Source organism: Serratia aquatilis, assembly GCF_044865145.1.
GTDB lineage: Bacteria > Pseudomonadota > Gammaproteobacteria > Enterobacterales > Enterobacteriaceae > Chania > Chania aquatilis.
Genome location: NZ_CP173186.1, coordinates 3,702,095 through 3,720,696, shown reverse-complemented (window position 1 = coordinate 3,720,696; position 18,602 = coordinate 3,702,095). Strand labels below are relative to the sequence as shown.

17 protein-coding genes are annotated in these 18,602 nt (G+C 52.5%); 10 read left to right on the top strand and 7 right to left on the bottom strand.

Annotated elements, in window-relative coordinates; genetic code table 11:
- Positions 1-267: 267 nt before the first annotated feature.
- Entirely contained in the window at positions 268-1,038 is a 771-nt protein-coding gene (gene ybfF, locus SAQUA_RS16885) for an esterase (protein ID WP_380681028.1), read from the bottom strand.
- Positions 1,039-1,346: 308 nt separating this feature from the next.
- On the opposite strand from ybfF, the gene SAQUA_RS16880 reads away from it, so the two are divergent.
- The 7 genes from SAQUA_RS16880 to pgm all read left to right on the top strand — a co-directional run bounded on the left by SAQUA_RS16880 (position 1,347) and on the right by pgm (position 7,038).
- Positions 1,347-1,766 (top strand): PPC domain-containing DNA-binding protein, encoded by a 420-nt coding sequence (locus SAQUA_RS16880; RefSeq protein WP_380681025.1) that lies wholly within the window; start codon positions 1,347-1,349, stop codon positions 1,764-1,766.
- 20 nt (positions 1,767-1,786) lie between these two features.
- Positions 1,787-2,365, top strand: coding sequence for an ECF transporter S component (locus tag SAQUA_RS16875; protein ID WP_380681022.1), 579 nt, complete (start codon positions 1,787-1,789; stop codon positions 2,363-2,365).
- On the top strand, positions 2,365-3,075 hold the full coding sequence (locus SAQUA_RS16870; RefSeq protein ID WP_380681019.1) for an energy-coupling factor transporter transmembrane component T family protein: 711 nt from the start codon (positions 2,365-2,367) through the stop codon (positions 3,073-3,075). The genes SAQUA_RS16875 and SAQUA_RS16870 overlap by 1 nt, the downstream gene beginning before the upstream one ends.
- Complete coding sequence (locus SAQUA_RS16865) at positions 3,072-3,740, top strand: ABC transporter ATP-binding protein (protein WP_380681242.1); 669 nt, start codon at positions 3,072-3,074, stop codon at positions 3,738-3,740. The genes SAQUA_RS16870 and SAQUA_RS16865 overlap by 4 nt, the downstream gene beginning before the upstream one ends.
- Complete coding sequence (locus SAQUA_RS16860; protein ID WP_380681016.1) at positions 3,734-4,495, top strand: ABC transporter ATP-binding protein; 762 nt, start codon at positions 3,734-3,736, stop codon at positions 4,493-4,495. The genes SAQUA_RS16865 and SAQUA_RS16860 overlap by 7 nt, the downstream gene beginning before the upstream one ends.
- Positions 4,496-4,770: 275 nt before the next feature.
- Positions 4,771-5,316, top strand: a complete 546-nt coding sequence (gene seqA, locus SAQUA_RS16855) for a replication initiation negative regulator SeqA (RefSeq protein WP_380681013.1) — start codon at positions 4,771-4,773, stop codon at positions 5,314-5,316.
- A gap of 78 nt (positions 5,317-5,394) precedes the next feature.
- Complete coding sequence (gene pgm / locus SAQUA_RS16850; protein WP_380681010.1) at positions 5,395-7,038, top strand: phosphoglucomutase (alpha-D-glucose-1,6-bisphosphate-dependent); 1,644 nt, start codon at positions 5,395-5,397, stop codon at positions 7,036-7,038.
- Positions 7,039-7,286: 248 nt separating this feature from the next.
- Here pgm and kdpE read toward each other — a convergent pair whose 3' ends face one another.
- The 6 genes from kdpE to SAQUA_RS16820 all read right to left on the bottom strand — a co-directional run bounded on the left by kdpE (position 7,287) and on the right by SAQUA_RS16820 (position 15,398).
- A complete protein-coding gene (kdpE, locus tag SAQUA_RS16845) occupies positions 7,287-7,976 on the bottom strand; it encodes a two-component system response regulator KdpE (RefSeq protein ID WP_380681007.1) in 690 nt (229 codons plus the stop codon).
- Between the two features lie 18 nt (positions 7,977-7,994).
- Positions 7,995-10,688 carry a two-component system sensor histidine kinase KdpD gene (gene kdpD / locus SAQUA_RS16840; RefSeq protein WP_380681004.1) on the bottom strand — a complete coding sequence of 898 codons (2,694 nt, stop codon included), beginning with the start codon at positions 10,686-10,688 and terminating at the stop codon, positions 7,995-7,997.
- Positions 10,689-10,699: 11 nt separating this feature from the next.
- Positions 10,700-11,269 (bottom strand): potassium-transporting ATPase subunit KdpC, encoded by a 570-nt coding sequence (kdpC, locus tag SAQUA_RS16835; protein ID WP_380681001.1) that lies wholly within the window; start codon positions 11,267-11,269, stop codon positions 10,700-10,702.
- A 256-nt stretch (positions 11,270-11,525) separates the two neighbouring features.
- Positions 11,526-13,595, bottom strand: coding sequence for a potassium-transporting ATPase subunit KdpB (kdpB, locus tag SAQUA_RS16830; RefSeq protein WP_380680998.1), 2,070 nt, complete (start codon positions 13,593-13,595; stop codon positions 11,526-11,528).
- 25 nt (positions 13,596-13,620) lie between these two features.
- Positions 13,621-15,309, bottom strand: coding sequence for a potassium-transporting ATPase subunit KdpA (gene kdpA, locus SAQUA_RS16825; RefSeq protein WP_380680995.1), 1,689 nt, complete (start codon positions 15,307-15,309; stop codon positions 13,621-13,623).
- Positions 15,309-15,398 (bottom strand): K(+)-transporting ATPase subunit F, encoded by a 90-nt coding sequence (locus tag SAQUA_RS16820; protein WP_380680992.1) that lies wholly within the window; start codon positions 15,396-15,398, stop codon positions 15,309-15,311. The genes kdpA and SAQUA_RS16820 overlap by 1 nt, the downstream gene beginning before the upstream one ends.
- A gap of 450 nt (positions 15,399-15,848) precedes the next feature.
- On the opposite strand from SAQUA_RS16820, the gene SAQUA_RS16815 reads away from it, so the two are divergent.
- From SAQUA_RS16815 to phrB, 3 genes are all read left to right on the top strand, one after another.
- The gene (locus SAQUA_RS16815) at positions 15,849-16,055 is read left to right on the top strand and encodes a YbfA family protein (RefSeq protein ID WP_380680989.1); all 207 of its coding nucleotides are present in this window, start codon (positions 15,849-15,851) and stop codon (positions 16,053-16,055) included.
- 148 nt (positions 16,056-16,203) lie between these two features.
- Positions 16,204-17,157, top strand: coding sequence for a YbgA family protein (locus tag SAQUA_RS16810; RefSeq protein ID WP_380680986.1), 954 nt, complete (start codon positions 16,204-16,206; stop codon positions 17,155-17,157).
- A 15-nt stretch (positions 17,158-17,172) separates the two neighbouring features.
- Positions 17,173-18,597 carry a deoxyribodipyrimidine photo-lyase gene (gene phrB / locus SAQUA_RS16805; RefSeq protein WP_380680983.1) on the top strand — a complete coding sequence of 475 codons (1,425 nt, stop codon included), beginning with the start codon at positions 17,173-17,175 and terminating at the stop codon, positions 18,595-18,597.
- Positions 18,598-18,602: the final 5 nt, after the last annotated feature.

Genomic DNA, 18,602 nt, shown 5'->3' with positions numbered 1-18,602 from the left:
ACGTTATGCCCTGGCTCTTCAAGTTGCAGATTGATAACAACTTAAAAGCCGGGGTTTAGCGCGTTTCTCTACAGCTCGGTTAACACAATTCGGGCCACAAAACCCTAACCCAAATTCACCCCCAGCCCGCGCTGATTCACACGTTGGGCATGGTGGCAAAATTATAGCGCGCCATCTTACCCTAGCGGGGGGCGCGCCGACAATGCCAAACTTGGTTGCAGACACGCTAAGCCATTATCTTTAGCGCGTTTTTTCACCACTCAACGTTTACGCACCATCAAGGAAGCGATGGATAACCCGCAACACGGCCTCTGGTTTCTCTGCGTGAACCCAATGGCCAGTACCGGCAACAACATGGGCACGTGCCTGCGGGAACTGGCGAGCAATGTCATCGCGATAGCTATCCTGCACATAAGGAGAAAGCCCACCGCGGATAAACAGCGTTGGATACGGCCAGGAAGGGATCTCCTGCCAGCCGAGAATATTTTCGTATTGCTCAATCAAGGCAGGAAGGTTGAAACGCCAGGCTCCTGCATGGAAGGACTTCAACAGGAATTGGATTACCCCTTCTTCATCGAGATATTCACGCATCATCGTGGCTGCCTGCTGGCGTTGGGTAATACCCGCGTTGGTTACGGCTTGTAGAGCCGCGAAAATTTTGTCATGACGGCGGGTGTTGTAGGCTACGGGAGCAATATCGATCACCACCAGTTTTTCAATGCACTCAGGAGCCAGCGCCGTGAGCGCCATTGCTGCTTTGCCGCCCATGGAGTGACCGATGACAATGGCTTTATCAAACCGCAGTTCATTTAACAGCGCGAGTAGATCCTCAGCCATAGCCCGGTAAGTCATCTCAGTAGAGCGGGGCGAGAGCCCATGATTACGAAGATCGACTTTGCACACCGGGTGGTGTTGACTCAGATCGCGTGCCAGCATCCCCAGGTTATCCAGATTGCCAAACAGGCCATGTAGCAAGATTATTGGCGACGCTGCGCTTGCGGAAGCCTCTTGGGGCATCAATTGATAATGTAATTTCATGGCGAAGCTCATGACGTTGAGACATTTGGCTAAGGTAGCATGATATTACTCTACTCGATGAGTAATCTGGCTTTTCATCGACTGGGCAGAGCGGACCTTTGCGTAATCATTCGGTCGGTAGCTACCGTAACTTTTACTGACATATGTCACATACTTCAACACAATCAATATTTATGATGCCTGTTAACGTCCGAGGTTCGGAGTTATCTGGAAATAGTCAAAATTCCTCTTGTTGTATCCTGCCTTTCCGACGCCTGTTTGTTTCTATTTTTCACTATACCTAATCCATTGTTTTAAAGGATTTCATCGTGGCGACATTAACATCGTCAACAGCGCGTTTTTACGCCTTGCGTCTGTTGCCGCAACAGGAACTGGTCAGTGCTTTACGCGATTTTATCAGGACGCACGATTTGCGTGCCGCATGGATAAGCGGCTGTGTCGGTAGTTTAAGTGAGGTGGTTTTTCGTTATGCCGGGCGTGAAGGTGCCAACTTATTGAGTGGGAAATTTGAAGTGGTATCACTGATAGGCACCTTGGAGGCCGGGGGCGAGCATCTGCACATGGCCGTGGCCGATGAGAATGGCCACATGACGGGGGGGCATGTGATGGAGGGCTGCATTGTGCGTACTACGCTCGAACTGGTGATTGGCGAGCTTAATGACGTGGCGTTTAGCCGGCAACCTTGTGTTCGTTCTGGGTATGACGAATTAAATATCAGGCAACGTTAATTTCTAAACTGGGGGAATTTATGGCGAGTAAAGTGTTATCAAGTCAGACGCTGGTTTTGATTGTTATCTCCATTGCTATCAACATGGTTGGCGGGCAGTTGGTCTCTATGCTGAAGCTTCCGGTTTTTCTCGACTCAATTGGTACCTTGTTGAGTGCGATACTTGCCGGGCCGATTGTGGGCATGTTAACCGGTTTGTTGACTAACCTCATCTGGGGCGTATTCACCGGCCCGATTGCTGCCGCTTTTGCGCCAGTAGCGATGGTGATTGGTCTGGTGGCTGGCGTACTTGCGCGTGTCGGCTGGTTCCGTTCGTTACCAAAAGTGATCATGAGCGGTGTTGTTATTACCCTTGCCGTTACAATAGTTGCCGTGCCGATCCGGACTTACCTGTTCGCGGGTGTCACCGGCAGTGGTGCGGACTTCTTTGTCGCTTATGTGCATTCCATGGGCAGTAATCTGATTGAGTCGGTGGCGATGACGGTTCTAGGTGTCAATCTGATAGATAAAGTGCTGGTTGCGATCATCGTCTGGTTGCTGGTGCGTAATATGTCGCAGCGTACACTGCGTAACTTCCCGTTAATGGCAGCTATTCGTTAATGCATCCGTTTACCTCCCTGACTATTTGGCTATTGCTTGCCACCAGTAGCCTGTTGATGCCGTTTGGTTACCTGCTGTTCGGGTATAGCCTGGCGAGTTTTCTACTGCTTATCCTGATGAAAAGTACCCGGCACCGTTGGCGCTATGTGGTGTGGATTATGTTGCCGATGGCAGGGGGGTTATGGTTGGTGCATAGCGGTTGGTTATCATGGTGGTTACGAGGCGAGATGCCTGATAGTAGTGAACTGCAGAATGCTGCAGCACTTTGGCTGCGTCTGTTGGCACTACTGTGTAGCGGGCAAATCTGGCTGCAGTACGTACCGCCACAGCGCATTATTCGTGCACTGTTTGCCAGCCGTTTACCACCGGGGCTTGCTTATCTGCTGGCCGGGCCGTTGTTGATTGCGGAGCAACTGCGTAGCCAACTAAGTGCAATTTACGAAGCGCAACTGGCGCGCGGTGTCCCCTTGGATGGGGCCTGGTACCAACGGCTGCGTTATGTTCCGGCGTTAGTCATACCGTTAACTCACGGCGCGTTGAACGATCTCACGGCGCGCAGCACTGCGTTAGATATGCGGGCCTTTCGTTTGCATCCGAAACGCACCACATTGTGGGCGCCGATTGATACGGCGTTTCAACGTATTACGCGTTATAGCTTGCTGTTGCTGGCAGTGCTGGAAATAGGAGTCTGGCTGTGGTTGTGGCACTGAATGCGCTGAGCTTTATTCCTCAAGGGAGCATCAACTGGCAATTGGAAAGTATCGATCTGCACTGCGATGCGCCAGGTTTGTACGGTATTACCGGGGGGAATGGCAGTGGGAAAACAACTCTGGCACAGTTGCTGGCAGGCTGTTATCCCGATTTTTTACCCGGGGAGCTTAAAGGTTCCGGGTTGGTACTTGGTATTGAAATGGGATCGCACCCGCTGGTAGAGATGGCACAACGGGTACAGCTAATTCAACAGGCGCCGCAGTTGCAACTCTCGGGGTGTACTTTCACTGTAGAAGAGGAAATCGCTTTCGGGCCAGAGAATCTTTGCCTTGATGAAGCAGAAATTTTGGCACGGATTGAGCAAGCGATGACATTTACCGATTGTCACGCCCTACGTTATCGTCATCCAGCAACGCTTTCCGGTGGAGAAACGCAGCGGGTGGTAATGGCATGTGCGCTGGCGATGCGCCCACAGTTGTTACTGCTTGACGAAGCATTTAGCCGCCTGACGCCAAAGGCGACCACAACGCTGTTGCAACAACTTGTTGCCTATGCGAATGAGCAAAATTGCGTGATTCTGCTTTTTGAACGTTCGCTGCTCAATATTACTGCTTACTGTCGGCAAACCTGGGCACTAACGCAAGGCAGTCTATCACCATGTTAAGTATCAAAAAACTTGATTATCAGTGGGTTGGTGCTGAAAAACCACTCATCAATGGTCTGAACCTTACCATTGAAACGGGAGAGTGGGTTGCCTTGATCGGTGACAACGGTGCTGGAAAATCCACGCTGCTGCGCCTGATTGCCGGCTTATTAAAGCCGACAGGCGGACATATTATGGTGCAGGGGCGGGACATTGCCACGCTCAAGGCCGCACAGCGAGCACCGTTACTTGGGGTGTTATTCCAGGAGGCGGAACGGCAGATTTTTCGCCACCGAGTTCGTGACGAGATCGCTTTTGGGTTACGGCTGCAAGGGGTGCGCGGCGATCTTCTTCAGCAACATATTGCACAAACGCTGACACTTTGCGGTTTATCAGACGTTGCTGATGCACATCCGTTGGATTTACATGCGGGTCAACGGCGTATGGTGGCAGTGGCAAGCCTGGCATGTGTAGCTCCGCCGCTGTTGCTGCTGGACGAGCCAAGCCGTGATTTTGATAGCTATTGGTTGGGGATATTTATCAACTGGTTAGAAATCTGCCGTGCGCAGGGCACCACTGTGCTGGCTATCAGCCACGATTATTCTTTTGTTAAAAAATACTTTCCCCGCGCAATTCGGCTGGCAGATGGAGTCATCACCGAAGATGGAAATTCAAACAGAATGTTATTTATGCCAGCTATACCCAAAAAAATTCGAGTTGCTTGTAAGCGCGGCCAACACCCAAGCAACTTGAAGTATGAAGGGTATAACGTTTGATACAGATAATCCCTTAATAATCTGCGATGGCAGATCGGAACTTTCGGGTGAAATATAAGTTAAAGGTCATTGATATCTGGCAGAAAGGTGAGAGGTTTTTGTGTGCGTTTGGCTCCCAAAGTCACAGAGGGAAAGTTGGCGGGTCTTCTAGAGTCTGTTAATCTAGCCGAAGGCAGTGAAATACAGTAAAACCAGATAGTTGTAAAAATGTAGATGAAAATTAAGTTTTTCTTTAAATACCATAAAAATCAATTGCATTATCGTTTTGGATAAAGATGAAAACTATAGAAGTCGACGAAGAACTTTACCGTTACATTGCCAGCCACACGCAACATATTGGTGAAAGTGCGTCTGATATTTTACGGCGTATGCTGAAGTTTACCGCGGGTCTTCCGGTGCAGACTGCGCCTGCCGTTGTTGATGGTGTGCCGGCTGACGCCTCAGCAGTTGCCGTTCCAGCAAAACCGCCGCGCGATCGTGTGCGTGCTGTGCGTGAACTGCTGCTGTCGGATGAATATGCGGCACAAAATAAAGCTGTAAATCGTTTCATGATGGTGCTGTCCACGTTGTATACCCTTGATGCAGCAGGTTTCGCTGCGGCAACGGATGCATTGCATGGCCGTACCCGTACCTATTTTGCTGGCGATCAGCAAACGTTGTTGGCAAATGGAACACACACCAAACCTAAACATGTTCCAGGTACGCCTTACTGGGTGATAACTAATACCAATACTGGCCGCAAGCGCAGCATGATCGAACACATAATGCTGGCTATGCAGTTCCCGGCGGAACTGACCGAGAAAGTTTGCGGTACTGTTTAATTTAGCAAACAGCCCGTCACAGTGGCCGTAAGCGACATATTGCCGGGCCACAGTACTGGCATATTAGGGAGAGAGTCGATGGCGAATGACCCACGTGCCGGGCAACCCGCTCAGCAAAGTGATTTGATCAACGTAGCCCAACTGACGTCACAGTATTATGTGCTACAACCGGAAGCCGGTAATGCCGCTCATGCGGTGAAATTCGGTACCTCAGGGCATCGTGGCAGCGCTTTACGCCAAAGTTTCAATGAAGCGCATATTTTGGCGATAGCCCAGGCTATTGCTGAGGTTCGCCGCCAGCATGGCACGACGGGCCCTTGCTATGTAGGCAAGGATACACATGCTCTCTCTGAGCCTGCCTTCATTTCGGTGCTGGAAGTTCTGACCGCCAATGGCGTTGATGTTGTTGTACAAGCAGATAATGGTTTCACACCAACACCGGCAGTGTCACACGCTATCCTATCGTATAACCGCAAAGGCGGCGCTCAGGCAGACGGGATTGTCATCACTCCTTCGCACAACCCACCGGAAGATGGTGGCATTAAGTACAATCCGCCAAACGGTGGCCCAGCCGATACCAACCTGACTTCGGTGATTGAAAAGCGTGCCAATGAACTGCTGACGCTGAAGCTACAAGGTGTCCAACGTCAATCGTTGGAAAAAGCCTGGAACAGCGGCCATCTGCACGCGCAGGATCTGGTGCAACCTTATGTCGCCGGGCTGGTGGAAATTGTTGATATGCCAGCCATTCAGCGCGCTGGCTTGAAGCTGGGTGTGGATCCACTCGGTGGTTCCGGCATTGCATACTGGCAGCGGATTGCCGAGCATTATAAGCTGGATCTGACTCTGGTTAATGATTCCATCGATCAGACTTTCCGCTTCATGCATCTGGACCATGACGGCATTATCCGCATGGACTGCTCTTCTGAGTCGGCAATGGCTGGCCTTTTGGCGCTGCGCGATAAGTTCGATCTGGCCTTTGCCAACGATCCCGACTACGACCGCCACGGCATTGTCACGCCAAGAGGCTTGATGAACCCGAATCACTATCTGGCGGTGGCGATCAATTATTTGTTCCAGCATCGTCCGCAGTGGGGAAGCAATGTTGCCGTAGGTAAAACCTTGGTATCCAGTGCGATGATCGACCGCGTAGTGGCCGATCTGGATCGCAAACTGCTAGAAGTTCCGGTGGGTTTCAAATGGTTTGTGGATGGTCTGTTTGATGGCACCCTAGGGTTTGGTGGTGAGGAAAGCGCAGGTGCTTCGTTCCTGCGTTTCGACGGTACGCCTTGGTCTACCGATAAAGACGGCATTATCATGTGCCTGTTGGCGGCAGAAATCACCGCAGTCACTGGCGAAAATCCGCAGCACCATTATGATGGTCTGGCTAAACGCTTCGGTGCGCCGAGCTATAACCGTCTCCAGGCACCAGCAACGTCAGCACAGAAGGCCGCTCTCTCCAAGCTGTCACCCGAAATGGTAAAAGCCAGCACCCTGGCAGGCGATCCGATCACTGCTCGTTTGACCGCGGCTCCGGGCAATGGTGCTTCCATTGGCGGTCTGAAAGTGATGACTGACAATGGCTGGTTTGCCGCCCGTCCTTCAGGTACGGAAGAAGCTTATAAGATTTACTGTGAGAGTTTCCTCGGGGCTGAACACCGCGAGAAGATCGAGCATGAAGCCGTTGAGATCGTCAGTGAAGTATTAGCCTCAGCTAAATAACTCTTGCTTTTGATGATGATAAAACGCTGTTTTTACAGCGTGAGGTTGATGACAAAGTCGCCTTTTAGCCTGAGATACACGGGTCTAGCGCACCGAGGGGCACTCCGACGGCTTACGCCGTTACGACCCCTTCGGCACGCTCCCCCTAATAACGGGCTTTGTCAGCAGTCTGACGCTGTTTTTACAGCGTTTTTTTATGAACGCAATCCCTATCTCTGTTGATTGAGATCCGACGGTGTTAACCTGAGTTATGGCATAAACCGGTAGCCGACGCCGGTTTCGGTAAGCAAGTGCCTGGGACGTGCCGGGTCTGCTTCCAGTTTTTGCCGCAGATGGCCCATGTAGATCCGCAGATAATGGCTGTGTTCAACGTAATTGGGGCCCCAGACATGGCTCAGCAATTGGCGTTGCGTGATCACTTTGCCTGCATTAGCCAGTAATTCGGTCAGCAGGCGAAACTCGATGGGCGTCAGGTGCAGGTCTTCACCGTTACGCAGTACGCTGCGGTTAATCAGATCGACAGTGATATCCGAGAAACTTACCACCGGGTTTTCCTGCTGGTTACACGAGTGGCGGCGTAGTGCAACCCGCACTCTGGCCAACAGTTCGCCAATGCCGAAAGGTTTGCTGAGATAATCATCCGCACCGGCATCCAGTGCGGCAATCTTGTCTTCTTCCTCGACGCGCGCTGAAAGCACGATCACCGGTATGGCACTCCATTGACGCAAATCACGGATGTAGTTTAACCCGTCACCATCAGGCAACCCCAAGTCCAGTATGATCAAGTCCGGTTTACGCGTGCCGGCCTCTATCAGCCCGCGCTGCAGAGTTTCACTTTCAAACACCCGTAAACCCTCGCTCTCCAGTGCGGCTCTTACAAAGCGACGGATCTCTTTTTCGTCCTCAACAATCAAAATATTGGTTGGCGATGTGGTCACAGGGCCTCTATCGTTCGATCACAGGTCAATGTCTTCTCCCTCTAACTCAGGGGCTTTTTCCAACGGCAGCATAAAGCGGAAGCTGGCTCCGCCTGCTTGGCGATTCTCAGCCCAGATACGGCCGCCGTGCACCTCAATAATGGCACGACAAATCGCTAACCCCAAGCCCACGCCAGGAATTGCCGACTCTTTATTGCCGCGCGAAAATTTATCAAAGATAAGCAGGGTCTGTTCAAGCGGAATACCTGGGCCGTCGTCCCAAACCTCTACCTCTAGCCACTCTGGTAGACAACGCGCACGTATACCGATGGTTGCCTCGGCCCCTGCGTATTTATTGGCGTTTTCCAACAGGTTAGTGAAAACGCGCTCCAGCAGGCTGCCATCGCAGTTGATCAGAACCATCTCTTTGGGTAGTTCCACCTTGATTTGGTGTAGTGTCAGCAGCGGTTCCAGCATATGTAGAGACGCCCCGACAATCTCTTCCAGAGATTGCCACTCTTTACGCAGGTTAAAACCGCCGGATTGAATACGCGCCATATCCAGCAGGTTGTTCACCAAGCGGGTGGTGCTCAATACCTGTTGGCGGATTTTGCTGGCTTGCGTTGCGTGTTTGGAGCCTTCTGCCGCCAAATCCAGCGTCAGGATTTCCGCTTGGCCGAATAGCACGGTAAGCGGTGTTCGCAGATCGTGCGAGAGTGCGGCCAGCAGCGAATTACGCAGTTGTTCCCGCTCCGCTTCCAGCTTGGCGACTTCGGCACTGCGGGCCAGATGCAGGCGTTCCAGAGCACTGGCAATCAGCACGGCGAAAGTCTGCAGTAACCGTTGCTGCTCCGGCACCATCAGTTGGCGCAGATTATTGGGCTCAATGGCCAACAGACCAAACGTCTGTTTTGAGGTGCTGAGTGGCAGCAACTGATAAGGGACACCGGGTAAGGTGTCGGTACCCGCGCCAGCAGGCAGGCCTTTGCCGTAACTCCAACGCGCGATGGCTTCATCCACCGACAGCAGGCCACCTTCCTCGCCCACCACTTGTTTCAACGTGCCGTCTTCCTGTGGCAGTAACAGGGCGGTTTTAGCCTGAAAACTGCTGGAGAGAAAATGGCGGCTGGTTTTGGCGATATCTTCATTGCTTAACGCTTTACTGAGCCCACGCGATATTTCATACAAATGCCGCGCTCGCTGTTCGCGGTAACGCGCAACTCGGGCCTGGTAGCGAACCCCTGCGGTCAGATTCCCTATGGTGATCCCCACGGTCAGCATAACGGCAAACGTTAGCAGGTACTGCATATCGCTAATGGCAAACGACCATTCGGGTTGGACAAAGAACAGATCGAAGCTGGCAACGTTAATCACCGCCGCAAGTACAGAAGGCCAGCGGCCATAGAACAAAGCGACAATCGCCACACCCAACAGATAGACCATCACCAGATTGGCCTGATCAAAGCCGGGGAGTAACCATTGGGACATCAGCGTGATGATAGCGCAAAGCGCGACGGCTACGGCACAGCCTTGTAATTGAAAACGCCATTTTTCGGTGAAGGTGCGGCTATCATGCTCTTTGGCCTGCGGCAGCGGCGTGTCGTTTTCTAATGCTACGATCACCAGATCGAGATCGGGTCCAAGGCGACCAAGACGATCGGCAAAGCTGCCACGCAACTTCCAGCGTTGTTCCCCCCGGCGGCCAATAATGATTTTCCCCAGATTATGTTCCCGAGCATAACGTAATACCGCGCGTTCTTCCGAAGGATCGGAAAGGGTGGCGGTTTCTGCCCCCAGCTCTTGCGCTAGCCGTAAAGCCCGCAGTATTGCCCGCCGTTGATTTTCCGGCAGGCGATGCAGTTTAGGGGTTTCAACATACACCGCATGCCAGTGGCAACCAAGGCGAGCCGCCAGCCGCGCAGCGATGCGCACCAGTTTTTCGCTGCCGCTGGTATGACCAACGCACAGCAGGATACTGTCGCGCGTATGCCAGACTTTTTCGCGCCCCTGGCTGTCACGAAAGGCACGCATCTGATCGTCAACACGGTCGGCGGTGCGGCGCAGTGCCAGTTCGCGTAAGGCAATCAGGTTGCCTTTACGGAAGAAATGCTCAATGGCTCGCTCAGCCTGGCCTGGAATATAAACTTTCCCCTCATTCAACCTTTGGCGCAGATCGTCAGGAGGCAGATCCACCAGCACCACTTCTGTCGCTTCATCGAAAACGTGATCGGGTACCGTTTCTCTTACTCTCACTCCGGTGACACCACCAACGATATCGTTAAGGCTTTCCAGATGCTGGACGTTAACCGTAGTCAATACGTCAATACCGGCATCCAGCAGCTCATCCACATCTTGCCAGCGTTTCGGGTGACGTGAACCGTAGGCGTTACTGTGCGCCAGTTCGTCCATCAGGATCAGCGCCGGGTGGCGCGCCAGAGCGGCATCAAGATCGAACTCATGCAACTGGCGGCCACGGTGTTGGATGCGTTTTTGTGGCAGGATCGACAGCCCCTCCAGCAACGCAGCGGTTTCACTCCGGCCATGGGTTTCTACCACGCCAACCAGAACATCAAGCCCCTGAGCCCGCTGTCGTTGCGCTTCTTGCAGCATGGCGTAGGTTTTGCCAACACCGGCACAGGCACCAAAGAACACCTTCAGCTTGCCGCGTGGCTTTTCATTGGCCAATGCCAATAGGCTGTCTGGGTCGGGGCGTTGCTGTTCTTCATCCACCATAAGAGTTCCCTTTATTTCAGCGCATCCAAGGCCATATTCAGTTTAAGCACGTTCACCACCGATTCTCCCATGAAATTTGGTGTCGCCTTATCGGTGTTTTCTTCTATCAGCTTGGCAAGCTGTGCCTCAGGCAGTTGCCGCGCCTGGGCGACGCGCGCCAACTGGTACTGCGCGGCAGCAACGGAAATCTGAGGATCCAACCCACTGCCGGATGCAGTCAGTAGATCAACAGGAATAGGGCCGCTCATTGTCGGGTTCGCTTGGCGGAGTTGTTTAACCCGTTCTGCGATCGCTTTATCCAGAACCGGGTTGGTGGCCGCCAGATTGCTGCCGCCGGATGCCAAGGCATTATAAGCCGAGTCGCCAGTTGCGGAAGGGCGCCCCCAGAAATAGCCCGGTTGGGAAAAGTTCTGGCCAATCAGAGCTGAGCCTACCACTTTATCCCCTTGGTAGAGCAGTGAACCATTGGCCGTACCGCTAAAGAGCAGTTGTGACAGCCCTGTGGTTAATAATGGATAGACGATGCCGGTGATCAGCGTCAACAGGACCAACATAACCAGTGAAGGGCGTAAGTAAGACATGATGATTTCCTCGTTATACCCTTCATACTTCAAGTTGCTTGGGTGTTGGCTGCGTTACTCGGCCCATGCTGGGCCTCACCCCTTCGGGGCCGCTGCAAACAGCGTTCAAATCTGCCTGGCAGATTTGTCGTTCACCCTAGTCACTTAGTTTATCTATGCTCCTAGGCTTTACTCTGTTGCCGCCTACAAGCAACTCGAATTATTTTGGGTAAATATATATCCGCTGCATTTCAAGATACTGAATTACTTGAAAGCGTTAGTTCGCCATATTTAGCGCGGTCAACAGCAGGTCGATCAGTTTGATCCCCACAAAGGGGACTAACAGCCCACCAGCGCCATACAGCCATAGATTGCGGCGCAACAGTGCTGCGGCGCTCATGGCCTTATAACTCACCCCTTTCAACGCCAGGGGGATCAGGAACACGATCACCAGTGCGTTAAAGATTACCGCCGACATAATGGCGGAGGAGGGGGAGTGCAAATGCATAACGTTCAACGCATTTAGCTGCGGATAGGTAGCCGCAAAGGCTGCAGGAATAATGGCGAAGTATTTCGCCACATCGTTGGCAATACTGAACGTGGTGAGCGAACCGCGTGTCATCAGCATTTGTTTACCGATGTGTACTACTTCAATCAGCTTGGTGGGGTTGGAGTCGAGATCAACCATGTTGCCAGCTTCTTTGGCGGCCTGGGTACCTGAGTTCATGGCTACCGCCACGTCGGCTTGTGCCAGGGCAGGGGCATCGTTAGTCCCGTCACCGGTCATTGCCACCAAGCGTCCTTCCGCCTGATACTGGCGGATCAGCGCCAGCTTGGCTTCAGGTGTGGCTTCTGACAGGAAGTCGTCGACTCCCGCTTCGGCTGCGATAGCCGCTGCGGTCAAGCGGTTGTCCCCGGTGATCATCACCGTTTTGATACCCATTTTACGCAACTCGGCAAAGCGCTCTTTAATCCCACCCTTAACGATATCTTTCAGTGCGACCACTCCGAGTACCCGTGGCCCCTCGGCGACTACCAGCGGTGTGCCGCCGGTACGCGCGACGCTTTCCACCAGATCGTCTACGGCGCGTGGGAAATGGCCATGATTGGATTCCACATGGCGACGAATGGCATCGACCGCGCCTTTACGGATCAGGCGATCCTGCACGTTGACACCGCTCATCCGAGTTTGCGCCGAGAAAGGAACAAAGGTAGCGTTCAACGCCTGCAAATCACGTTCGCGTAAATTGAAGCGCTGTTTGGCCAGTACCACAATACTGCGGCCCTCCGGGGTTTCATCCGCCAGCGATGAGAGTTGTGCGGCATCTGCCAGCTCTTGTTCTTTAACGCCGGGTGCAGGCAGGAATTCAGAAGCCTGACGGTTACCGAGGGTAATGGTACCGGTTTTGTCCAACAGCAATACGTCAACGTCACCGGCCGCCTCCACTGCCCGTCCGCTGGTGGCGATCACGTTGGCACCCAGCATACGGCTCATCCCGGCGACACCAATAGCGGACAGCAGCCCGCCGATAGTGGTCGGGATCAGACAAACCAGCAAAGCAACCAGCACGGTGATGGATACCACGGTACCACTGCCTGCCGCCTCTACACTGTATTGTGAGTAAGGGAACAGCGTAGCCGTTGCCAGTACGAACACAATGGTCAGCGCAACCAGTAAAATCGTCAGTGCAACTTCGTTAGGCGTTTTACGCCGTTTGGCACCTTCCACCATGGCAATCATGCGATCCAGGAAGGTTTCACCCGGGTTGACGCTACACTGTACGACCAGCCAGTCAGACAGGACACGGGTGCCGCCGGTAACCGAAGAGAAGTCGCCGCCAGACTCGCGAATAACCGGGGCAGATTCACCAGTAATGGCACTTTCATCGACCGAGGCGCCACCTTCAAGCACTTCGCCATCGCAAGGGATAGTATCGCCAGCCTCTACCAGCACCACATCACCTTTACGCAGGCTTTCCGCCGAGACTTTCTCGGTAGGGCCATCGTGCTTTGACGAGGCGAGTTTCTTCGCCCAACTGGTTTTCTTGGTTCCTTTCAGGCTTTCTGCCTGAGCTTTGCTGCGCCCTTCCGCCAGGGCTTCGGCGAAGTTGGCGAACAGCACGGTAAACCACAGCCACAGCGAGATGCTGCCGGTAAAAGCAGCGTTACCATCGGTTTTACCCATTAGGATCGCCAGCCAAATGGCCGTGGTCAGGATACTGCCGATGTACACAACGAACATCACCGGGTTACGCCACTGGACACGAGGATCCAGCTTTTTCACCGCATCGAGCAGGGCGGTACGCACCAGTGCCGGTTCAAACAGCGCACGTTGTTTGCGAGTCATCGTCTTTTTCTCTCTATTATGACGGTTAGTTAGCCAACCAAAGCTGTAAATGCTCGGCTACCGGGCCCAGCGCCAGTGCTGGAACAAAGGTTAAAGCCCCGACCAGCAAGATGGTGCCGATCAACAGGCCGATAAACAGCGGCCCGTATGTTGGTAACGTTCCGTTACCTGCAGGCTGGCGTTTTTTGACACACAAGGAACCTGCAATGGCTAGTACCGGTAGGATCACCCCGAAACGGCCAACGAACATCGCAAAGGCTAATAGCAGATTGTAGAACGGGGTATTCACGCTCAAGCCAGCAAAGGCGCTGCCGTTGTTGTTGGCGGCAGAAGAGACGGCATACAGCACTTGGCTGAAACCATGCGCCCCCGGATTGAGAATACCTGCACGCCCTGCATCGGTGGCGATGGCTAATGCGGTTCCCAGTAGTACCAGCGTTGGGGTTACCAGGATGGCCAGCGCAGTCATTTTCATGTCATAGACATCGATTTTTTTGCCGAGGTATTCTGGCGTGCGGCCAATCATTAACCCGGCAATAAATACAGTCAGCAGAACGAACAGCAACATGCCGTACAGGCCAGAACCCACGCCACCGAAGACCACCTCACCAATCTGCATCAGCCACATCGGAACCATGCCACCCAGTGGGGTAAAGGAGTCGAGCATGGCGTTAACGGCACCGCAAGAAGCCGCAGTGGTCACTACCGAGAACATGCTGCTGGCAAGAATGCCGAAGCGGGATTCCTTACCTTCCATATTGATGTTGCTGCTACTGCCCAGAGCGCTTAAATGCGGATTGCCGGCCAATTCAGCATTCATAACGACGATCACCGCAATGATAAAGATCAGGGCCATTGCCCAGATCAGGGCGTGACCCTGACGGTTCTCACCGGCAACCTGACCGAAAGAGAAGCAAAGCGCACAAGGGATCAGAAATATCGCCAGCATTTGCACAAAATTGGTCAACACCGTCGGGTTCTCGAACGGATGCGCCGAGTTGGCACCGAAAAATCCCCCGCCGTTGGTCCCCAGCATCTTGATCGCTTCCTGCGAAGCAAGTGGCCCCATCGGTAACGTCTGGTGCGCACCTTCTAGCGTATTCAGGTGCAGGTAGGGCAGAAAGTTTTGCAGTGAGCCTTGGCTGACAAAAAACAGCGCAATGATGAACGAGAGAGGTAACAGCACATATAACGTAATACGCAGAATATCGATCCAGGCATTACCAATGGTGGCGCTTGAACGACGTGCAAAAGCGCGGATCAAAGCAAACGCGACAGCAATACCCGTAGCCGCAGACAAGAAATTCTGTACCGTCAATCCCACCATTTGGCTTAAGTAACTCAAGGTACTTTCACCGCTGTAGGCCTGCCAGTTGGTATTGGTGACAAAGCTGGTGGCGGTATTCAGTGCCAGATCCCAAGACAGGCCAGGCAACCCCTGTGGATTGAGTGGTAATGAGCCTTGTGTCATCAACAGTACAAACAACAGTGCGATGCCAAGTATGTTGAAGCACATAATAGCCAACGCGTACTGCCACCAGTTCATTTCGGTGGTATCACTGCCACAGCAGCGCCAGACTGCTTTTTCCATGTGTCGTAGGACTGGCAATGGTTCTCCCTCAATCAGGCGTGCTAAAAAGCCGCCGAGTGGCCGAGCCAATAACAGAAGCACCAGCATAAAGCTGGCGATCAACAAGAAGGCTGAAGCTGCCATCAGAATTCCTCCGCATTAAACAATGCGTAAATCAGATAGCCCAGCAGTAACAGGACCAACAGCGCACCACCAATAACGCTGAAACTCACGGGACACCTCCAGAGGTGTTGTTTTTGATAGCCTGAGTCTAGGAGCGACACTGGAAAGAAGCTGAAAAAATAGTAGGGATTGGTGTAAAAAAAGTATAAAAATGGCTGATTTAACAACAAAAAATGGCGTTTTTATCAGCTACTGGCAGGCTGTGATGCGTTTTTAGCAGTGGCATGACTCTTGGTATGAAAGAAATTACTCGTTAATGATGCAAAACCTGCAAAATGCCATGTTGTAACCAATTCGGGGTCGTTTATTAACCTCTTTGTAACAAAATTACGTATCTCGGGCTATTTTTGCGATTTTTTTGTGCAATTAGGTGGTCGGATGAGTAGTAAAATTACACCAGATGCGGTAATATTTTGTCCAATTTCCAATTCACCTTATTTAGCCGTTCATATCGCACTGTGTCCTGACAACGCAGTGCAGATATTTTGAAGGAGGTTCGCATGTCTAACTATCACGCCTATCCGTTACATCGGATCCTCCTGCGCCGTAGCGCAGTGATTCTGGTCGGTGTTGTTGCTTTACCCGTGATGCTGTTCCGTGGCGATCGTGCACGTTTCTACAGCTATCTGCATCGCGTCTGGTACAAAACCAGTAATAAACCCGTCTGGTTGCAACAGGCAGAAACGGCGTCCTGCGACTTTTATTGATAATTTCCTACCCCTGTTTTTTGTAACCCCTCGCCCTATGGCGGGGGGTTTTTATTTTGTATCACTACCCCCCCTTGTACTGTATGGTCGTATCAGCATCTAATGTCTTCTATACTCTCGACATTATCTGTGTTGCTGGAGGCGAGATATGAGTGACAAAATTACCATCGGCATCAGTGCATGCCTGTTGGGCAGCTCTGTGCGTTTTGATGGCGGGCATAAGCGGTGCGAGTTTGCCGTTGAACAATTAGCACCCTATGTTCAATTTGAACCCATTTGCCCAGAAATGGCGATTGGGCTACCTACACCTCGCCCTGCTCTGCGATTGAACAAAAGCGAGCAGCAGACATTGCTGTGTTACAGCAGCGATCGCAACGTCGATTTGACCGATAAGATGCAACAATTCTCAGAGCAGCGTGTCAGCAGCTTGCAGCATTTATGCGGTTATATCGTTTGTGCCAAATCGCCCAGTTGTGGGATGGAGCGGGTCAAGGTTTACGATGAAAATGGTGCCGGGTCGCGTAAAAGTGGTGTTGGGTTGTTTACAGCCGAGCTAATGCGCCAGTTCCCTTGGTTGCCGGTAGAGGAAGATGGGCGTCTTAACGATCCCGTATTGCGGGAAAATTTTGTCGAGCGTGTGTTTGCCCTTTATGAACTGAATACCTTGTGGCGTAAAGGATTAACGCGTGGCGGGCTAATCGCTTTCCATAGCCGCTACAAGCTATTGCTGTTGGCCCATTCGCAGCCTGAGTATCGGGAACTGGGGCGCTTTGTTGCGGGTATTGAAAAGTGGGATTCGCTGGACGCGTTTGCGGTGGAATATCGCCAGCGCCTGATGACCTTGCTGGCGCACAAAGCCACCCGCCGTAATCACACCAACGTATTAATGCACGTTCAGGGTTATTTCCGTAACCAACTCACTGCGGCACAGCGCCAGGAATTGGCTCAGTTGATCGAACGATATCGTCAGGGTATGCAGCCGTTGCTGGCACCGATTACGTTGCTGAAACACTATATGGCAGAATATCCCGACAACTATCTTGCGCAGCAGCGCTATTTTGAACCCTATCCAGAAGCGCTGCGTCTGCGTTACGGTCACTAAACAGCAAGGAATGTTATGGCCACTCATTTGGTTTGGTTGCGTAACGATCTGCGCATTACCGACAACAAAGCACTTCATGCCGCCTGCAGCGATCCTGATGCTGTCGTGTTGGCGGTGTTTATCGCCACGCCAGGGCAGTGGCGGCGGCACAATATGGCCAGCCGTCAGGCGGCGTTTATTCACGCCAATCTGTTACAGGTGCAGCAGGCGTTGGCAGAGCGTGGCATTGAGCTGATCGCTCATCAATGCCACGATTTTGCCCAATCGGTCACTTGGCTATCAGCGTTTTGTCTGCAGCGCCAGATCACCACGCTGTTTTACAACCGGCAGTATGAAATTAATGAACTGCAGCGTGACACTCAGCTTGAACAGGCATTGGCAGGGCAGGTCACTTGCTGCAGTTTCGACGATAGCCTGCTGCTGCCACCCGGCACAGTGCAAACCGGCAACGGCGAGATGTACAAGGTTTTTACGCCATTTCGTCGCGCTTTTCTCCAGCGCTTGGTAGAGAACGATATCAAATCCTTGCCGGCCCCTCGTTCAAGGGGGAGTGCCGTTGCGTATAGTGCTGCCGAGGCGTTCGACTATCCATTGGCCGAAGTGAGTGAGGCTTATCCCGCAGGTGAAGAGGCCGCGTTGCGGAGGTTGCGTACTTTTTGCCGTGAGCAGGTTCAAGACTATGCGAAAAAAAGGGATCTGCCCGCTATTGCCGGGACCAGCAACCTGTCGCCGTATCTGGCTATTGGCGTACTTTCTCCTCGCCAGTGTTTTAACCGCCTGCAAGTAGAATGCCCCGATGTGTTAGAAACGCCGGAGAGTGGGGCTTTCTGCTGGTTGAATGAACTGGTCTGGCGCGAGTTTTATCGTCACCTGATGGTGGCGTTTCCTGCGTTATGCAAGCATCGTCCCTTTATCGATTGGACAGATAATGTATGTTGGAACAGTAACGATGAAGCTTTGCAGGCTTGGAAAGACGGGAAAACTGGTTATCCGATAGTTGATGCTGCCATGCGGCAACTTAATGAAACTGGCTGGATGCATAATCGACTAAGGATGATCACTGCCAGTTTCCTGGTAAAAGATCTATTGCTTGATTGGCGCGCTGGTGAACACTATTTCATGTCCCAACTGTTGGATGGCGACCTTGCCGCTAACAACGGTGGCTGGCAGTGGGCAGCCTCAACTGGAACCGATGCTGCGCCTTATTTCCGCATTTTTAACCCGACGACGCAGGGTGAGCGCTTCGATCCGCAAGGGACTTTTATTCGCAAGTGGTTACCTGAACTAGCAGATATACCGGAACAATATATTCATCAACCCCATCTTTGGGCGGAAAAGCAGCGGAGGGCGTTGAATTATCCACTGCCGATTGTCGATCACAAGCAGGCCCGGCAGGATACGCTGGCGGCTTTCGAAGCGGCCAAGCAAAGGGGAACTTAAGACAA

Bases quoted from the DNA above. Each gene is read 5' to 3' on its own strand.
- kdpA (WP_380680995.1), bottom strand. From the start codon at position 15,309: ATGGCAGCTTCAGCCTTCTTGTTGATCGCCAGCTTTATGCTGGTGCTT.
- pgm (WP_380681010.1), top strand. From the start codon at position 5,395: ATGGCGAATGACCCACGTGCCGGGCAACCCGCTCAGCAAAGTGATTTG.
- SAQUA_RS16860 (WP_380681016.1), top strand. From the start codon at position 3,734: ATGTTAAGTATCAAAAAACTTGATTATCAGTGGGTTGGTGCTGAAAAA.
- SAQUA_RS16875 (WP_380681022.1), top strand. From the start codon at position 1,787: ATGGCGAGTAAAGTGTTATCAAGTCAGACGCTGGTTTTGATTGTTATC.
- seqA (WP_380681013.1), top strand. From the start codon at position 4,771: ATGAAAACTATAGAAGTCGACGAAGAACTTTACCGTTACATTGCCAGC.
- kdpB (WP_380680998.1), bottom strand. From the start codon at position 13,595: ATGACTCGCAAACAACGTGCGCTGTTTGAACCGGCACTGGTGCGTACC.
- SAQUA_RS16810 (WP_380680986.1), top strand. From the start codon at position 16,204: ATGAGTGACAAAATTACCATCGGCATCAGTGCATGCCTGTTGGGCAGC.
- kdpC (WP_380681001.1), bottom strand. From the start codon at position 11,269: ATGTCTTACTTACGCCCTTCACTGGTTATGTTGGTCCTGTTGACGCTG.
- SAQUA_RS16870 (WP_380681019.1), top strand. From the start codon at position 2,365: ATGCATCCGTTTACCTCCCTGACTATTTGGCTATTGCTTGCCACCAGT.
- phrB (WP_380680983.1), top strand. From the start codon at position 17,173: ATGGCCACTCATTTGGTTTGGTTGCGTAACGATCTGCGCATTACCGAC.
- SAQUA_RS16815 (WP_380680989.1), top strand. From the start codon at position 15,849: ATGTCTAACTATCACGCCTATCCGTTACATCGGATCCTCCTGCGCCGT.
- ybfF (WP_380681028.1), bottom strand. From the start codon at position 1,038: ATGAAATTACATTATCAATTGATGCCCCAAGAGGCTTCCGCAAGCGCA.
- kdpD (WP_380681004.1), bottom strand. From the start codon at position 10,688: ATGGTGGATGAAGAACAGCAACGCCCCGACCCAGACAGCCTATTGGCA.